Here is a 15,051-nt window from a genome sequence, read left to right on the forward strand (position 1 = left end):
GTCGACGTCGCTGTCGCGAATTCCCGGGAAGTGCTTGAGGCACCCCGCGACCCCCGCTCGCTGCAACGCGTCGAGGAAGGCGCCCGCGAGGCTTGCGACGCTCTCGGGGTCGCTCCCGAACGAGCGGTCGCCGATCACGCCCGTGACGTCGGTCTCTCGGAGGTCCACGACCGGCGCGAAGTCGAGATTGAATCCGAGCGCGTGGAGCGCGCGTCCCGTCGCGACCGCCGCCGCGCGCACCGCCGCCTCTCCGCGCGCCGCGAGGTCGGCGGCGCTCGGTGTCGAGCCGACCCACGGCCTGAGGCGGCTCACGCGCCCCCCCTCCTGGTCCAGCGCGACGAGGTGCGGGGGGCGCAGCACGGCGCGGAGGTCCTCCACGAGACCGACGAGATCCTCGGGTCGTTCGAGATTCCTGCCGAAGAGAATCACTCCGCCGGGCCTTAGGTCCCGCAGCGCGTCGGCCGTCCCATGATCGAGCGCAGGGTAGGGGATCCCCACCAGGAGCACGCGTCCCGCCGCTTCTCGCCGATTCATCTTGGCCTCGGGCCTCCGGTCTCCCATCGAGCGCGCATCGTACGGGGTTCTTGCCGCTCGTGACAAGTGACCCCGTGGCGGCTCGCGGCCCTGAAGCCCGATGCCTCGCGAAATCGATGACGAATTCGCATTTTCGATGACGGTGTCGTGATCCGCCAGGCGTTCTCGCGACGTTGGGCGGCCGAGTTGATCGGGGTATCGAGGGGCACGCATCCTGCACTCGGCAATGTGCTCGGATCGGTTGACGAACGGAGACCGCCATGCTAGGTTTCCGCCTCGGCCGATCGAAGACTGACACGGTGCCGGCACATTACGGGCACCCCCTTCTCGTGGTCGCGGCAGTTCGAACGAACCGCGGGCACACCTGGGGGAACACGGCATGTCGCGGAAGTTCTATACGATCTTCATTCTGCCGCACGCACACGCCCGCTTCCGCAAGATCCACGTCTCGCGGAACTTTCTCCTGATCCTCGCTGGCATCGTCGCTCTGGCCGTGGCGGCCGGCGCGACGACGCCTCACCTCTTCCTCGCCATTCGCGCGCGCACGCAGGCCATCGCCAGCCTCCAGGAAGAGAACCGCAAGCTCAAGGCGGTCAACGGCCGGTTCGAGGCGTCGCTGGCCCAGCTCGGAGCGCAGCTCGACGCGTTCGACGCCGGGGTGCGGCGCCTGGCGTCCGCCGTGGGCCTCAAGGATCTCCCGACCTTCCGTCGCTCCTCCGGGGGCGCGACGGTCGTGAGCCCGGAGACCGCGAACGGGAACGCGATGCTCGACGGGGAGATCGAGGCGCTGAGAACCCGCGCGATCACCCTCGATTCCTCCCTCGATCAGCTGAATCGGAAATGGGAGGAGCGACTCCGGGTCCTGGCGTCGACCCCGAACGGCCTGCCCGTCGCCGGCAGCTACTCCGACGGCTTCGGATGGCGCAAGGACCCGTTCTCCGGCGAGCCCGAATTCCACACCGGGCTGGACGTCGTCGCACCCATCGGGACCGCGGTGCGCGCCACCGCCGACGGCGTCGTGACCCGCGTCGGGACCGACAGCGGCTACGGCAGGATGGTCCAGCTGTCCCACGGGTACGGGCTGGGAACGCTCTACGGACACCTCTCGGCGACGCTGGTCCGACCCGGAGCGCGCGTCCGGCGGGGCGACGTCATCGGCCGGGTGGGCACCACCGGACGTTCCACGGGGCCGCACGTGCATTACGAGGTGGTGAAGGGCGGCCACCGCGTGGACCCGCGGAAATACACCTCCGACAGCCACTTCTAGCGCTCCGGCCCCCCGGCTCCCCTGCGGCCCCCACGCGGCCGGCGTGATAATCTCCCGTCGATGAGCCTCGAGGAGTCCTCCGGATTGGAGCGCGAGTCGCTCGTCGATCCCCCCAACGGGGAGAAGGCGCTCGAAGAGGAGAGCGATGCCTCCGCCGCCGCACCGTCGGGGGCGCTCGTCCCCGTCGGCGGACGCTCGCTCGCGGCCACCGATCCCCTGAGGCGGTACATCGCCGAGGTCCGCCGTTACGCCCCACTGGACCGCGAAGAGGAGCAACGCCTGGCGAGGCTCTACCGCGAGACCGGGGACCGGGACGCGCTCTTCCGTCTCGTCACCTCGAACCTGATGCTCGTGGTCCGCATCGCTCTGTCGTTCAGGAGGGCCGTTCAGAGCGTGCTGGACCTGGTCCAAGAAGGAAACGTCGGTCTCATGCAGGCGCTGGAGCGTTTCGATCCGGATCTCGGCGTGCGCCTCCCCACCTACGCGGCGTGGTGGATTCGCGCGTACATCGTGAAGTTCCTCCTGGACAACGTGCGCCAAGTGCGCGTCGGGACCACGAATGCGCGCCGGAAGCTCCTCCACAATCTCGCGCAGGAAAGGCGACGCCTCGAGGCCGAGGGGTTCGAGGTCGGCCCCAAGCTGCTGGCGGAGCGGTTCGGGGTTTCCGAGGGCGATGTCCGCGATGTCGAGCAGGCCCTCGCCTCGAGGGACGTGCGTCTCGACGAGCCGGTCGGGGAGGACGGCGAGCGCACGCGCGCCGACGCTCTGGCGGCGGGAGGCCCGACGGTCGAGGAACAGGTGGCGCGGCGGGAGCTCGGCGAGAAGGTCCAGGCTTCGATTCGCAGGTTCCGTGGTGGCCTCTCGGACCGGGACCGCGCGATCCTCGACGACCGGATCCTGAGCGAAGATCCGCTGACGCTCCAGGCACTGGGCGAGCGGTTCGGTACCACCCGCGAAGCCGTCCGACAAGCCGAGGTCAAGCTCATGAATCGCTTGAAGGCGCACCTCGCCGAAGAGCTTGGCGACCTGGGGTCCATCCGAATCGGTCCGGCGTGAGCAGCGGGCCGCCGCCGGCTCTGTCCGGGTGCCGAAAAACCTGATATTCCCGCCAGACTATTGCCTGGTCCGCCTTTTGCAAATAGTATTGCGCGCAGCCGGGCGGAGTCACCGCCGGGAATCGGCCGGGATGCTCCGGATGCCGGGCCCGAGAGGTGGAGATGCAGTGGATCCTGTTGATCGGCGCCGTCTTACTGAGCTTGGGTCTGGCGCTGGGGACCGCATCAGCCGTTTTCTCCCTCTTCTTCCGGATACTGCAAAAATTACGCTGACCCGATCCTTCTGACGTGGCTCCGCCAGCACGATGGTGCTAAAAGGGAGTCTCACCTCGATGGGTGAAGATCCATGGGCGACCACATGCTGGTGGTGGACGACGAACTCGGCTCGCGGGAGGGACTGCGCCGCCTGCTCGAGGCTCTAGGCCACGACGCCGACACCGCCGCGTCCGCCGAGGAGGCTCTCGACAAGGTCGAGCAGGATCCGCCCTCGGCGATCTTCACCGACCTCGTGATGCCGGGCCTCGACGGGCTCGAGTTCATTCGCCGGCTCCAGAAAGACAACGACATCCCGGTAGTCCTCTTCTCGGCACAGGGGACGATCGAGCAGGCCGTCGAGGCGATGAAGCTCGGCGCGCAGGACTTCCTCGAAAAACCCGTCGAGGCGGCGAAGCTGAAGATCCTCCTGACGCGCTTGGGGCGTGCCCGCGAGCTCGAGGCCGAGAAGCGCCGGCTCAAGGCCGAGCTCCGCGAGCGTGGGGCGTTCGAGCGGCTGCGCGGCGAGTCGGAGAAGATGCGCGCGGTTTTCCGGCAGATCGAGCAGGTGGCGCCCTCCACGCTGTCGGTGCTGATCGTCGGCGAGAGCGGGACGGGGAAGGAGCTGGTCGCGCAGACCCTCCACGATCTCTCCGGACGGCGCAAGTTCGAGTTCGTGGCGCTCAACTGCGCGGCGATTCCCGCCACGCTCCTCGAGAGCGAGATCTTCGGCCACGAGCGGGGAGCGTTCACCGGAGCGGTCCAGCGGAAGATCGGCTGTTTCGAGATGGCTCACCGCGGGACCCTGTTCCTGGACGAGATCGCGGAGATGGACGAGAACCTGCAGGCCAAGCTCCTCAGAGTGCTGCAGGAGCAGCGGTTCAGGCGCGTCGGGGGCCGGGACGTGATCGAGGCCGACGTCCGCGTGATCGCCGCCACCAACCGGGATCCGATGAAGGCGATGGCCGACGGCAAGCTCCGGGAGGACCTGTATTACCGGCTCAACGTGTTCACCATCGCACTTCCCGCGCTGAGGGAACATCCCGAGGACATCCGCTCGTTGTGCCGCCATTTCGCGGAGCAGTACGCCACGCGGACCGCGTCGACGGTGCCGGTCATCCACCAGAGCGCGATGGAGGCGCTCCTCGCGCACTCTTGGCCGGGCAACGTTCGCGAGCTGAAGAACGCCGTCGAGCGGGCCACCCTGCTGTCGGGCGGGGGGACGATCCTGCCGGAGCACCTGCCCCCGGAGGTGCTGACCTCCCGCGGTTCCCCGGGCGCCGCCGCGGGGTTCGAACCGGCTTCGTCCGGCGACTCCGACGGGGAGAGGCTCTCCCTGAGGATCGGTACGTCCATGGACGACGCCGAGCGCGAGATGATCCGCTCGACGCTGGCGCACACCGGCGGGAACAAGACCCAGGCCGCGCGGATCCTGAGGATCTCCCTCAAGACCATGCACAACAAGGTGAAGAAGTACCGACTGTGAGAAGGCTGCTGCCGCTCCGCATCTTCGTTGTGCAACTGCTGTTCACCGTCGGTGCGGCGGCGACGGCGGTGGTGCTCGTCCGTCAGGCGTTCGAGCGGTATGCCGACGAATGGCGTCGCGAGATCGCGGGGCTCCCGGTGCAGCTCTCGCTGCAGCCGCTGGTGAACGAGGTCGCCGCGGCGTACCTGAAGCGCCTCGGGGACGTCGTCCCGGAGCGCCGCGAGGCCGCGCGCGCGCGAATCTCGGAGGGGCTCGGCAGCCTCCTCATGGCGGTGCCCGCCATCGCGAGCCTCGTGGTGGTCGACAGCGACCTCAGGATCCAGTTCGCCTCCGACAAGAACCTGCTGGATCTGGCTTACAAGGACCCGGAGTACCGCGCGCTGCTCTCGTCGGATGCCGAGACCCGGCGGCCGCTGGCGTCCCGCGAGGGCGACCTCTCGGAGGTCGTCTGGCCGATCTTCGAGTCGCGTAGCGGAGAAGAAGGTGTCGCCGGCCGGCGCCGGCTGGGCGCGGTGCTCGTCAGGTATCACAGCGCGAAAACGCATCTCGACAGCTACGGCGCCCAGGTGAAGGTCGTCCCGGTGTCCTGGGAGGCGGTCGCCCGCGCGCTCCTCCCGTTCCTGGTCTCGACGGTGATGGCGAGCGTCTTGGTGGCGGCTTGGACCGCGTTCCCGGTGCGCCGGCTCGTGCGGGCCGTCGAAGAGTACCGCGCCCGCGGGTTCCGCGGCGGGTTGGACCCGAAGACTCTCGGCCTCGAGGGAGGTCTGGCATCGACGGCCCGTGCGATCAGCGAGATGGGAGGGCAGCTGGACCGGCTCGACGCCCGCGGGCGCGAGCGGGAGGTGCTGCTCGAGACGCTGACGCAGGCGCTCGAAGAGGGGATGGTGGCCCTCGGGCCGGACGGCACTCCCATGGCCTGGAACGCGGCGGCTGCGCGAGTGCTCCTGCCGGGCGCCCTCGGACGCTCCGATGCGGTCCGGGAGGCGCTCGGGCGGCGCATGGCCGAGATCGGGGCCGGGGGGACCGCGAGCCGGACGTCGCCGCTCGAGATCGATCTCCCGAGCGACGGGGGTGGCTCGACCCGAATCCAGGTCACGTTCGTGCCTCTCGGCGGGAACGGCGGCGGGGGAGGAACGCTGGCGTTGATCCGCGATCTCACCATGCTGCGAAAGGTCGAAGCGCACCTCCTCGAGGCCGGTCGCTTCGCCACCCTCGCCAACCTGGCCGGCGCCCTCGCCCACGAGATCCGCAACCCCTTGAACTCGATCGGGCTCAACGCGGCGGCGCTCAAGGAACACTTGGTCTCCGGGCCCGACGAGGCCCGGGTGCGGACGATGCGCGAGTCCGTCGGCACCATCCAGGACGAGACCCGGCGTCTGACCGACCTGCTCAACAACTACCTCGGCCTCCTCCGGTCGAGCCCCGTGGCCGGGGCCGTCGATCTCGGAGGTCTCTGCCGCCGGGTCATCCAGCTCCTGCGGTTCACCGCGCTCAAGGCGCAGGTCGATCTCTCGCTCGAGGAGGATCATCGCCTGCCGCCCGTGCACGGCGTGCCCGACCGGCTGCAGCAGGCGATCCTCAACCTCGCGCTGAACGCCATCCAGGCGACCCCGAGAGGTGGCCGGGTCCGGCTGTCGGCACGGCGCGAGGAGGGACAGGCCGTCCTCACCGTGGCGGACACCGGCCCCGGGGTTTCCCCCGATCTGGTGCCGACCCTCTTCGAGGCCCGATTCACGACGAAGCCGGGCGGGACCGGGCTCGGACTGCCCCTGGTCCGGATCATCGCCGAGGCGCACGGTGGATGCGTGACCTACGCGCCTGCAACGGGAGGCGGCGCCGCGTTCACACTGGTGCTCCCGATCCGCGAGGCGGCGGCAATCGCCTGACGGCCGTGGCTACTGCAGGCTCTCCGGCGTCGCGGGGGTCGCAATGGCCTCGTTCGCCAGCCGGTGCGCGTCCTTCTGGTCGGGCAGCTCGAGAACCTTTCGGTACTCGGCGATCGCCTCGTCGCGACGCGACTGGACGTCGTAGAGGCGCCCGAGCTGGTAGTGGCCGAAGATCACGAAGCGCGAGTCCCTAGGGCCGAGCGGCAGCGCGAGGACGCGCTTCAGGTGCTCCTCGGCGGCGGCGTATTTCTTGATCCGCATCTCCGCCGCCGCGAGGTTGAAGAGGGTCTGGGGATCGTCCGGGCGGAGCGTAAGCGCCCGCTTCATCGCGACGGCGACCCCGGCGTAGTCCCCCGCCTTGAGCCGTTCCTCCCCCTCGGACTGCACCTTCATGAACGCCACGTCGTCGCTCCGACCGCGGACGCGCTCCTCGACCCACTTGCGGAAGCCTCGCTCGAGCGTCTCCTTGGGCTTGCCGAGAGCGAGGCCGAGTGCGGCCGCGCTCCCCGTCGGTGAGATGTAGGCCTTTCTGAAGCCGTCGGCCCCCGCGGTCTCACGGAGCCAGTTGACGAGCAGGGCCGCGGTCGGGAAGCGCACGGATTCCAACATGGAGCGGGCGGTTTCCTCGTTCAGCACGTCGTCCACGGTGGGGAAGACACCGTTGTCGAGCATCCCCGCCGCGAGGAGGTCGAGGTCGGTGCCGCGGAACGCCTTCTCCTCGCCGATCGCCAGGCCTTCGTACATCGTCGTCAGGGCGCAGGGGCCGAAGACCGCACCGGCCAGAAGGTGGATCTCCTCGTGGGGGGAGGGGGACCGCGCCGCCTTTCGCACCATCGACAGCTCGCGCGCGGTGGGGATCGAGTGCGCAGGGTCCTTCAGCCCCGTCCGCCTCTCCTTCTCCGCCTCGTCCTCGTAAACGTGGAGGAGGATCCGGTAGCCTTCGGGAACCGGCCCGACGTGGGCGGCTGCACGGGCGAGCGCCGACTCGCGCGTCGTCGCGATCGCCTCGAACTCCGCTTCGCCCACCCGGCCGGAATCGTACTGGATGTCGTAATGACCGAACGACCGCGTGGTGTCGGCGTTCGCGTCGTGCCGGATCTCCGGGCCGTGGTCCTTCTCCGCGTCCGCGTTTCGCTCGGGCGGCCATGTGTGCGGGCGCACGAACATCCCCTGGCGGAGGATCTCGAAGTCCCGGAACATCGCCCAGTCCGAGCCCACCGCGGGCAGCTTCATGACGCGGTCGCGCTCAGGGTCGATGCGGGACCAGAAGACGATCATCTTCTCCCGGTCGAACGGGGAGCTGGTGAAGAACATCAGGTCGACATCCGGGTCGGATTCGTGGATGGCGAGGAAGTCGAGGCCGCTCCGGGAGTGCGTGAACGCTGCGGGCGCGTCCGCGGTGCCCAGCAGGCGGTTCCGCCACCCGAGCACCACGAGGTGCTTGTGCCGCTCCTCGGGCCCCACGGCGTCGTCGGCGACGGCGGCGGCCTTGACCTTGTGGCTCCTCTCGAGATAAGCGGCTCGCGACTCCGCCGACCGACGGTTGGCCTGGACGTCCTCGCCGGGACCCGCCGGGTAAACGATCACCACCTCGTCGACGTGGTAGAGATACAGCTCGGCGAGGTACTTCTCGCTGGCCATCCCGCCGCGCTCCTCCGCCCGCGCACAAGGCGCCACGAGGATCGCGACGACGACGAGGACGAGCACGAGGACGACGGCGAAACGCTTCACGAGGCGCCTCCGGGCCCATTCATCATAGAGGGATGCGGCGAGTCCTGTCGAGGCGCGCGAGGCGTTGCCACGGGGCGAGAGAGCACCTACAATCCGACGCCGATCGCCGTCCGAGCCGCCGAGGACCCGCGCCGTGGAGCCAAGCGAGGCCGCCGAGCCCGTCGTTCGAGTGAAAGCCCTCGTCAAGCGCTACGGCCCACTCCTGGCCGTGGACGGGATCGACCTCGACGTCGCCCCGGGCGAGTGTCTGGGCCTGCTCGGCCCGAACGGCGCGGGGAAGTCCACGACGGTTCGGATGCTCTACGGCCACACCCCGTTCACCTCCGGCGAGATCGAGATCCTGGGGCTGGCGCTTCGCCGCCACCTTCGCGCGATCAAGCGCCAGATCGGGGTGGTCTCCCAGGAGGACAACCTCGACCCGGACTTCACCGTGTTCCGGAACCTGCTGGTCTACGGCCGGTACTTCGGCCTCGGGGGACGGGAGTCCCGGCGACGGGCCGCGGAGCTGCTGGGGTTCCTCGAGCTCGAAGATCGGCGGTCGGCGCGGATCCGCGAGCTCTCCACGGGCATGAAGCGCCGCCTGGTGATCGCGCGCGCGCTGATCCACGCGCCCCGGCTCCTCCTCCTCGACGAGCCCACGACCGGACTGGACCCGCAGGCCCGTCAGGCGATCTGGGAGCGCATCCGCGCGCTGCGGCGGGAGGGAACGACGATCCTCCTGACGACGCACGACATGGAGGAGGCGGCCCGCCTATCGAACCGGGTGGTCATCATGGACCACGGAAGGATCTTGGCGGTGGGCCCGCCCGCGGACCTCGTGGCGCGCCACGCTCCGGGCGAGGTCGTGGAGCTGACGGGATTCCCACCGGAGGCGGCGGCGTACCTCGAGGGATCGAGCCTCCGCCACGAGGTGGCCGGGGACCGGCTGCTGGTGCACCCGCCCGAGGGCGGCGGGGCGGCGCTCCTGCGGGATCTCGCCGAGCGCTTTGCCCTCGAGCAGGTGATGCTCCGGCAGGGCAGTCTCGAGGACGTCTTCCTGCGCCTCACGGGCCGGGACCTGAGGGACTGATCCGATGCTGCGCGATCTCGGCCATCTCCGCGAGATCTCCTGGCGCGCGGCCCACGTCTGGCGCCGTGACTTCCTGGTCTACCGGACGACGTGGTGGACGAACCTCCTGCCGCCGCTGCTCGAGCCGGTGCTCTACCTGCTCGCGTTCGGCACCGGCCTCGGCAAGCTGGTGGGGGACGTGAGCGATCAGGGGGCGCGCGTCGGCTACCTCACCTTCATCGCCCCCGGCCTGGTGGCGGTCGCGGTGATGAACTGGTCTTTCTACGAGACGCTGTACGGCTCGTTCGTGAGGATGTACTACCAGAAGACCTTCGACGCGATCCTGGCGACCCCGCTGTCGCTCGAGGACGTCCTGGTCGGCGAGATCCTGTGGGGAGCGACGAAGTCGCTGGTGGCGGCCGGCGTGATGCTGGGCGTGATCTCCCTGTTCGGGGTGCTCTCCTGGCCTTCGTCGTGGTGGGTCCTCGCGCTCGCGGCCCTCGGGGGATTCCTGTTCGCCTGCCTCGGAATGTGCTTCACGGCGCTCTGCCCGACGATCGACACATTCAATCTGCCGATCTTCCTGTTCGTGTTCCCGATGTTCTTGTTCTCCGGCACGTTCTTCCCCGTGGAGATGCTTCCGGCCTGGGCGTCGCGCGCGGTCTGGGCGCTCCCCCTGACGCATGTCGCGTCGCTGATCCGCGCCGCGGCGCTGAACCGCCCGGCGCCGCACCTTGGGGCGAGCCTCGGCTACCTCGGCGGGGTCTCCGCCGTGCTGTTCGTGGCGGCGCTGGTCCTGATGCGCCGCCGGCTGATCCGGTGAAGGCTTGCCGCGCCTCTTCGCCCTCGCGGACCTCCACCTCTCGCTGACGGGAGCGAAGCCGATGGACGTGTTCGGGGAGGCCTGGCGCGGCCACGCCTCGCGCATGGCCGACGCGTGGGACGGGCTCGTCGCCGCGGAGGACACCGTGCTGCTTCCCGGCGACCTGTCCTGGGCGGGCGATCTCGTCGAGGCGGGACCCGACCTGGCGTGGATCGGCGCGCGGCCCGGCGGGAAGATCCTCCTCAGGGGAAATCACGACTCGTGGTGGACAGGCGCGACGAGGGTCCGCGCGGCGCTTCCGGCGGGGTGCGTGATCCTCCAGAACGACGCGCACGTCGCTTCGGCGCGGATCGTGGTCGGGGCGCGTGGCTGGACGTCGCCGAACGATCCCGAGGCGACCGAGCACGACGCCGCGATCTTCCGCCGCGAGATCGAGAGGTTGAGGCTCTCGGTCGCCGACGCGGACCGGCGCTTCGGCCGCAACTTGCCGAGGGTCGCGATGCTGCACTTCCCGCCGTGGATCGAGGGGCGGCCGGCCACCGAGGTCGTCGGGATCCTGCGGGACGCGGCGGTACGGGACTGCGTGTACGGCCACCTGCACGGGGCCGACGTCGCGTTGGGCGTCACGGGGGAGCGCGACGGGATCCGGTTCCACCTGGTGTCGGCGGACGCCGCGGGGTTCGTCCCGGTTCCGATCCCCCCGCCCCGGGAAGCGGGGGTCGAATGACGAGCGCGCAGGGCGAGCCCGCTCCCGAGACGACGTTCCGTTCCTCAAGGTCCGCGCGATGGCTTCCCTTCGCCCTGGCCTCCGCGATGGTCGTCGCGGCCCTGATCCTCGCCGCGCGCATCGACGCCGCCGGCCGGGTACCCAACTCGGCGGTCATGAAGACGCTCCTGGTCGCGAGCGCGGCGGTCCTCGGCGTTCGGATCGCACTGAGCCTTCGAGAGCTGAGGCTCAGGGTGCGGGTGCGGAGCAAGGACCTTCTCCTCGAGCTCGGGGGCCGGACGGCGGCCCTCGCGTGGGAGGACATTCTCCGGGTCGATTGGGATCCGCCGTTCCGCCACTACGGCCGGTGGCCCCCCGCGCTCGTCCTGTTCGACCGACGCGCGCAGCGCTACAGGGTCCCTTCGCTGATCGCGGGTGGCGAGCAGCTGGTCGCGGTCCTCCTGGCCCGATCGGGTCGGTCCGACCTCGCCGACTGGGCCGAGGCCCACCGGCTCGACATGAAGATGGCCCGCGGGCGCGTCTGGACCGCCGCGGGGTACCTCGCGGCCGCCGGCGTACTGGCGGCCGCAGCCGCGGCGCCCCTACGCTGAGCCGCGGCCGTCGGGGGCACCCTATAATGAGCCGATGAAGCGAACCTTCCCACCACCGCGCGTCCCCGGCGCCCGCGGGCGTGCGCTCCCCGCGCCGCACCGCGATCGTCCCCCGATGCCGGCCGTCGCCCCGGCGTCCGGGCTGCGCGGGCTCCTGCGGTCGATCGACGGTGCCTCGTACGGGGCCTACCGGCGGATCGTCGGCCGCCATGAAGCGGGGGAGTTCGTGATCGTCGTGGACCGCGTCCCACCGGATCCCTACGCAGGCCCGGCTCGCGTGCGCCTGATCTGCGATCGAGGCAAGGCGCACCTGTCGCCTCGCCTCGTTTCGAGCCGTGCGCGGACGATCGGCGTCGAGGACTATCTCGCTCGCTCCACGGCGGAGGCGCTGGCGAGCCAGGGCCGAAGGGGAGGAAACGCTCCGCCGGGGAGCGGCGGGGTCTTCGTCGAGCCGCCCGGAGCTGCGATGCTCGAGCGCGGCACGTGCAGGATCACAGGAACCGGGATCGAACTGCGGCTCCTCGTGGATCTCCCCGCGGCGGGGCGCAGGGTGCTGGGGGAGCAGGCGGAGGAGCTGATGCTCTCCGACCTCCCGCGGCTCGCCACCGCGGCCCTGCTCTTTCCCTCGAGGCGGGAGGAGGACGCCGCTCGCTTCGCCGATGCCGCCGAGGACCACGAGGCTCTCAAGGCGGGGCTGGCGTCCCGCGGCCTCGTCGCGTTCGTAGCCGACGGGAGCCTCCTCGCTCGAGCCGGTGGGGACGATGCGGGGCCTCGCCGCGACGGGCGAGAGGTGGCGTTCGAGTCCCCGGAGTCGCTGGCGGTGACGATGCATCTACCGCACGCGGGACCGGTGCGGGGCATGGGGATTCCCGCCGGGGTCACGCTGATCGTGGGCGGTGGCTTCCACGGGAAGAGCACGCTGCTCGACGCGATCGCGACCGGCGTCAACCCCCATCGCCCCGGCGACGGCCGCGAGCGCGTGGCCGCGCTCGAGGAGGCCGTGTCGGTCCGGTCGGACGGCGGGCGCGCGGTGCGGCGCGTGGACGTCTCAGGGTTCTTCACGGATCTTCCCTCGGGAGAGCAGGCCGCGGATTTCTCGACGGAGCGTGCCAGCGGCAGCACGTCCCTGGCGGCGGCGATCGTGGAGGCCACGGAGGTCGGCGCGCGGCTCCTGCTCCTGGACGAGGACACGTCGGCCACCAATTTCATGATTCGCGACGGGAGGATGCAGCGCCTCGTCCCGCGGCCCTCGGAGCCGATCGTGCCGTTCCTGGATCGCGTCGGAGAGCTCCACCGGCGCTTGGGGGTGTCGACGATCCTGGTGACGGGCGGCTCCGGAGACTACCTGGAAGCCGCCGACACGGTGATCCTGATGCGCGATTACCGTGCGGAGGACGCGACGGTCCGCGCGCGCGAGGTGGCCGCCGCGACCCGGTCGATGCGCGTCGCCGAGCCGGTCCCCGCGCTGCGCCCTCCCGCCGCGAGGCAGCCGATCGTCCGGCGAGTCGAAGGGGTGCCGCTCCGCGTGGGGCTGCGCGGGCCGCGAGGCGTGAGGATCGGCGAGGAGACGCTGGACCTCTCGGCGGTCGAGCCGATCGAGGAGACCGGACAGGTCAAGGCGCTCGCGCTCCTGCTCCGCGAAGCCGCAGGCCGGATGGAAGTCGGTAAGGAGATGGGGGCGCTCGTCCGGGAGATCGAGGCGTGGCTGGACGAGGCCGGGCTCGACGCGCTGGACCCGCCGGCCGCTTACGATCTGGCCCGCCCGCGGCGCTTCGACCTCGCCGCGGCGATCAACCGTTGGCGCTCGCTGACCGTTTTGCGCGCCGACCGCTGAACCGCCTTTCGATCGCGCTCGGCCGTGATGCGTCAGTTCCCGAGCCGGGCGAGCGCGTCGCGCGGCCGATCCCAAGAGGGGTCGAGCTTTGCCGCCGCTCGGAGATCCGCCACAGCTCCCGCCCGGTCTCCGCGCCGGAGCCGGAACATCCCGCGTTCGTACCAGGTGCCGGCCGTCGCCTCCGGGGAGCCCACGGCGCGGTCGTGCTCGGCGGAGGCCTCCACCGGCGCGCCGAGCTTCTCCAGCACCTGGGCGAGGCGGGTGCGGGTCTCGGCCGCGCGACCCTCGGGCAGCCCGGCGGCGAGGGCCTCGCGGTACCGGTCCCGCGCCGCACTGAACTCCCCCTTCTTCTGAAGGATCCAGCCCGCCTGGTCAATCGCGAGCGCGTAGGGCGGCCTCATGGCCATGAGCGGCGTCATGGCGGCGAGCCCCTCGTCCAGGCGGCCCTGCGAGGAGAGCGCGGAGGCCAGCCGCAGGTGGTCCCTCGGAACCGCCCGTGTGAGGGCCGCCCCGGCGATGGCCAGCGCGGCCAGCACGACCGCTGCGACGGCGACCGAGAGGCGCCTGGCCTCCCGGCGCCAGCTCGCGGCCGCCTCGATCAGAGCGAGGCCGCCGAACGGCGCCAGCAGGAAGAACAGCGGCAGGCGAAGGCGCGTATTCACGAAAAACAGCAAGAGCGTCGCCAGCTGCGCCGCGGCGGCGCCCGCGAGCGGCCAGGAGGACGCGAACCCGCGGCGCAGGGCGATCGAGACGCCCGCGAGCCCGAGCGCCAGGAGCGGCCAGGCCGGGAGCGCGAGGGCGTGGAGCCAGGGCAGGAACAGGTCTCGCTCCAGCGGGAACGAGTAGGCGTCCGACGGGTCGCCCGGCGCGAGCACGCGGCGCAGCTTCCGGCCCTCGAGCACCAACCATCCCACCGGGTCCGCCAGGACCTCGCGGAGGGCCCGAGTTCGCCAGTAGGCGGACACGGCAGACGGCGAGATCGGTCGTCCGGCGTCCTTCTCCGCGATCGCCTTCCCGAGCAACCGCTCCGAGAAGATGTCGCCCGCTCGGGGGTGAAGCGGGGTGTAGTCGCCGCGAGCGCCCCGCTGATTCCCGATGAAAAGGTTCTCGCCTCCCGAGGAAGCGACGAGCACGAAGTCGCCGTGGCGAAGGTTGTGGATCGTCGCCGGCGCCACGCCCATCGCGATCCCCGCCGCGAAGACGACGACCGACGCGGCCCGCGTGTGCCACGACCGGTGGCCTCGCGCCGTGGCGAGGGCGGCGGCCCCGACGGGCGCGAGCAGGAGTCCTTCCGCCCTCGCCAGCGCGGAGATGCCGAGCGCCAGGCCGGCCAGCAGGTCCAGGACGAGCGATCGCCGTTCGCGCGCGGCGCCGAGAACGGCCAGGGCGGCGGCGGAGGTGGCGAGAGCCACCGGAACCGGAAGCAGCTTCAACCCGTAGAAGACGAAGGGGCCATGGAGGACGACGAGAACGGCGCCCACGGCTCCGGCGGCGGCGGAGCGGAGGTACGCCTTTCCCACCGGCACGAGGAGTGCTACGGCCGCCGAGGTGAGGAGCGCCTGGAGGAGCAGCGCGGCCCGGGTCGCGCTGAAGGCCGCCGAGAACCCGTAGGCGAGCGCGAGGAGCACGGGGAACAGGGGAGCTTGATGGAACACCGGCTCGGCGGCGAGGCCGCGGGACGCGATCCTCTGGGCCCACTCGTCGTACGACTGCGCGTCGGAGAGCGGCCAGTGAACGAACGGATCGTGGCGGTACTCGAAGAGCGCGGGCAGGTGCGCGGCGAGGGCCACGACGAAGACCAGGATCGCGAGTCGCAGC

Annotated in this window: 12 protein-coding genes; 9 read left to right on the forward strand and 3 right to left on the reverse strand. The window is 70.8% G+C overall.

The annotated features are described in order from the left end of the window. Positions 1–534: hypothetical protein (locus LAO51_16815; GenBank protein MBZ5640405.1), on the reverse strand; the 534-nt coding region annotated here is incomplete at its 3' end. Between the two features lie 379 nt (positions 535–913). On the opposite strand from LAO51_16815, the gene LAO51_16820 reads away from it, so the two are divergent. From LAO51_16820 to LAO51_16835, 4 genes are all read left to right on the forward strand, one after another. Further along, the gene (locus tag LAO51_16820; protein ID MBZ5640406.1) at positions 914–1,801 is read left to right on the forward strand and encodes a M23 family metallopeptidase; all 888 of its coding nucleotides are present in this window, start codon (positions 914–916) and stop codon (positions 1,799–1,801) included. Positions 1,802–1,861: 60 nt separating this feature from the next. Then, entirely contained in the window at positions 1,862–2,857 is a 996-nt protein-coding gene (locus LAO51_16825; protein ID MBZ5640407.1) for a sigma-70 family RNA polymerase sigma factor, read from the forward strand. Positions 2,858–3,202: 345 nt separating this feature from the next. Beyond that, the gene (locus tag LAO51_16830) at positions 3,203–4,594 is read left to right on the forward strand and encodes a sigma-54 dependent transcriptional regulator (GenBank protein MBZ5640408.1); all 1,392 of its coding nucleotides are present in this window, start codon (positions 3,203–3,205) and stop codon (positions 4,592–4,594) included. Continuing rightward, on the forward strand, positions 4,591–6,480 hold the full coding sequence (locus LAO51_16835) for a hypothetical protein (GenBank protein MBZ5640409.1): 1,890 nt from the start codon (positions 4,591–4,593) through the stop codon (positions 6,478–6,480). Before LAO51_16830 ends, LAO51_16835 begins: the two co-directional genes overlap by 4 nt. A 9-nt stretch (positions 6,481–6,489) precedes the next feature. On the opposite strand, the gene LAO51_16840 is transcribed toward LAO51_16835, so the two are convergent. Next, positions 6,490–8,211 (reverse strand): hypothetical protein, encoded by a 1,722-nt coding sequence (locus LAO51_16840; GenBank protein ID MBZ5640410.1) that lies wholly within the window; start codon positions 8,209–8,211, stop codon positions 6,490–6,492. A gap of 133 nt (positions 8,212–8,344) precedes the next feature. Between LAO51_16840 and LAO51_16845 the strand changes: the two genes are divergently transcribed. The 5 genes from LAO51_16845 (at position 8,345) to LAO51_16865 (ending at position 13,233) form a co-directional block, all read left to right on the forward strand. Then, entirely contained in the window at positions 8,345–9,280 is a 936-nt protein-coding gene (locus LAO51_16845) for an ABC transporter ATP-binding protein (protein ID MBZ5640411.1), read from the forward strand. A gap of 4 nt (positions 9,281–9,284) precedes the next feature. After that, on the forward strand, positions 9,285–10,082 hold the full coding sequence (locus tag LAO51_16850; protein ID MBZ5640412.1) for an ABC transporter permease: 798 nt from the start codon (positions 9,285–9,287) through the stop codon (positions 10,080–10,082). A gap of 4 nt (positions 10,083–10,086) precedes the next feature. After that, complete coding sequence (locus tag LAO51_16855) at positions 10,087–10,809, forward strand: metallophosphoesterase (GenBank protein MBZ5640413.1); 723 nt, start codon at positions 10,087–10,089, stop codon at positions 10,807–10,809. Beyond that, on the forward strand, positions 10,806–11,399 hold the full coding sequence (locus LAO51_16860; GenBank protein ID MBZ5640414.1) for a hypothetical protein: 594 nt from the start codon (positions 10,806–10,808) through the stop codon (positions 11,397–11,399). The genes LAO51_16855 and LAO51_16860 overlap by 4 nt, the downstream gene beginning before the upstream one ends. 115 nt (positions 11,400–11,514) lie before the next feature. Further along, positions 11,515–13,233, forward strand: a complete 1,719-nt coding sequence (locus tag LAO51_16865) for an ABC-ATPase domain-containing protein (GenBank protein ID MBZ5640415.1) — start codon at positions 11,515–11,517, stop codon at positions 13,231–13,233. Positions 13,234–13,265: 32 nt separating this feature from the next. Here the strand turns inward: LAO51_16865 and LAO51_16870 are convergent. Next, a partial coding sequence (locus tag LAO51_16870) for a tetratricopeptide repeat protein (protein MBZ5640416.1) occupies positions 13,266–15,051 on the reverse strand: 1,786 nt, incomplete at its 5' end.

Source organism: Terriglobia bacterium (assembly GCA_020073205.1).
Taxonomy (GTDB): Bacteria; Acidobacteriota; Polarisedimenticolia; order Polarisedimenticolales; family JAIQFR01; genus JAIQFR01.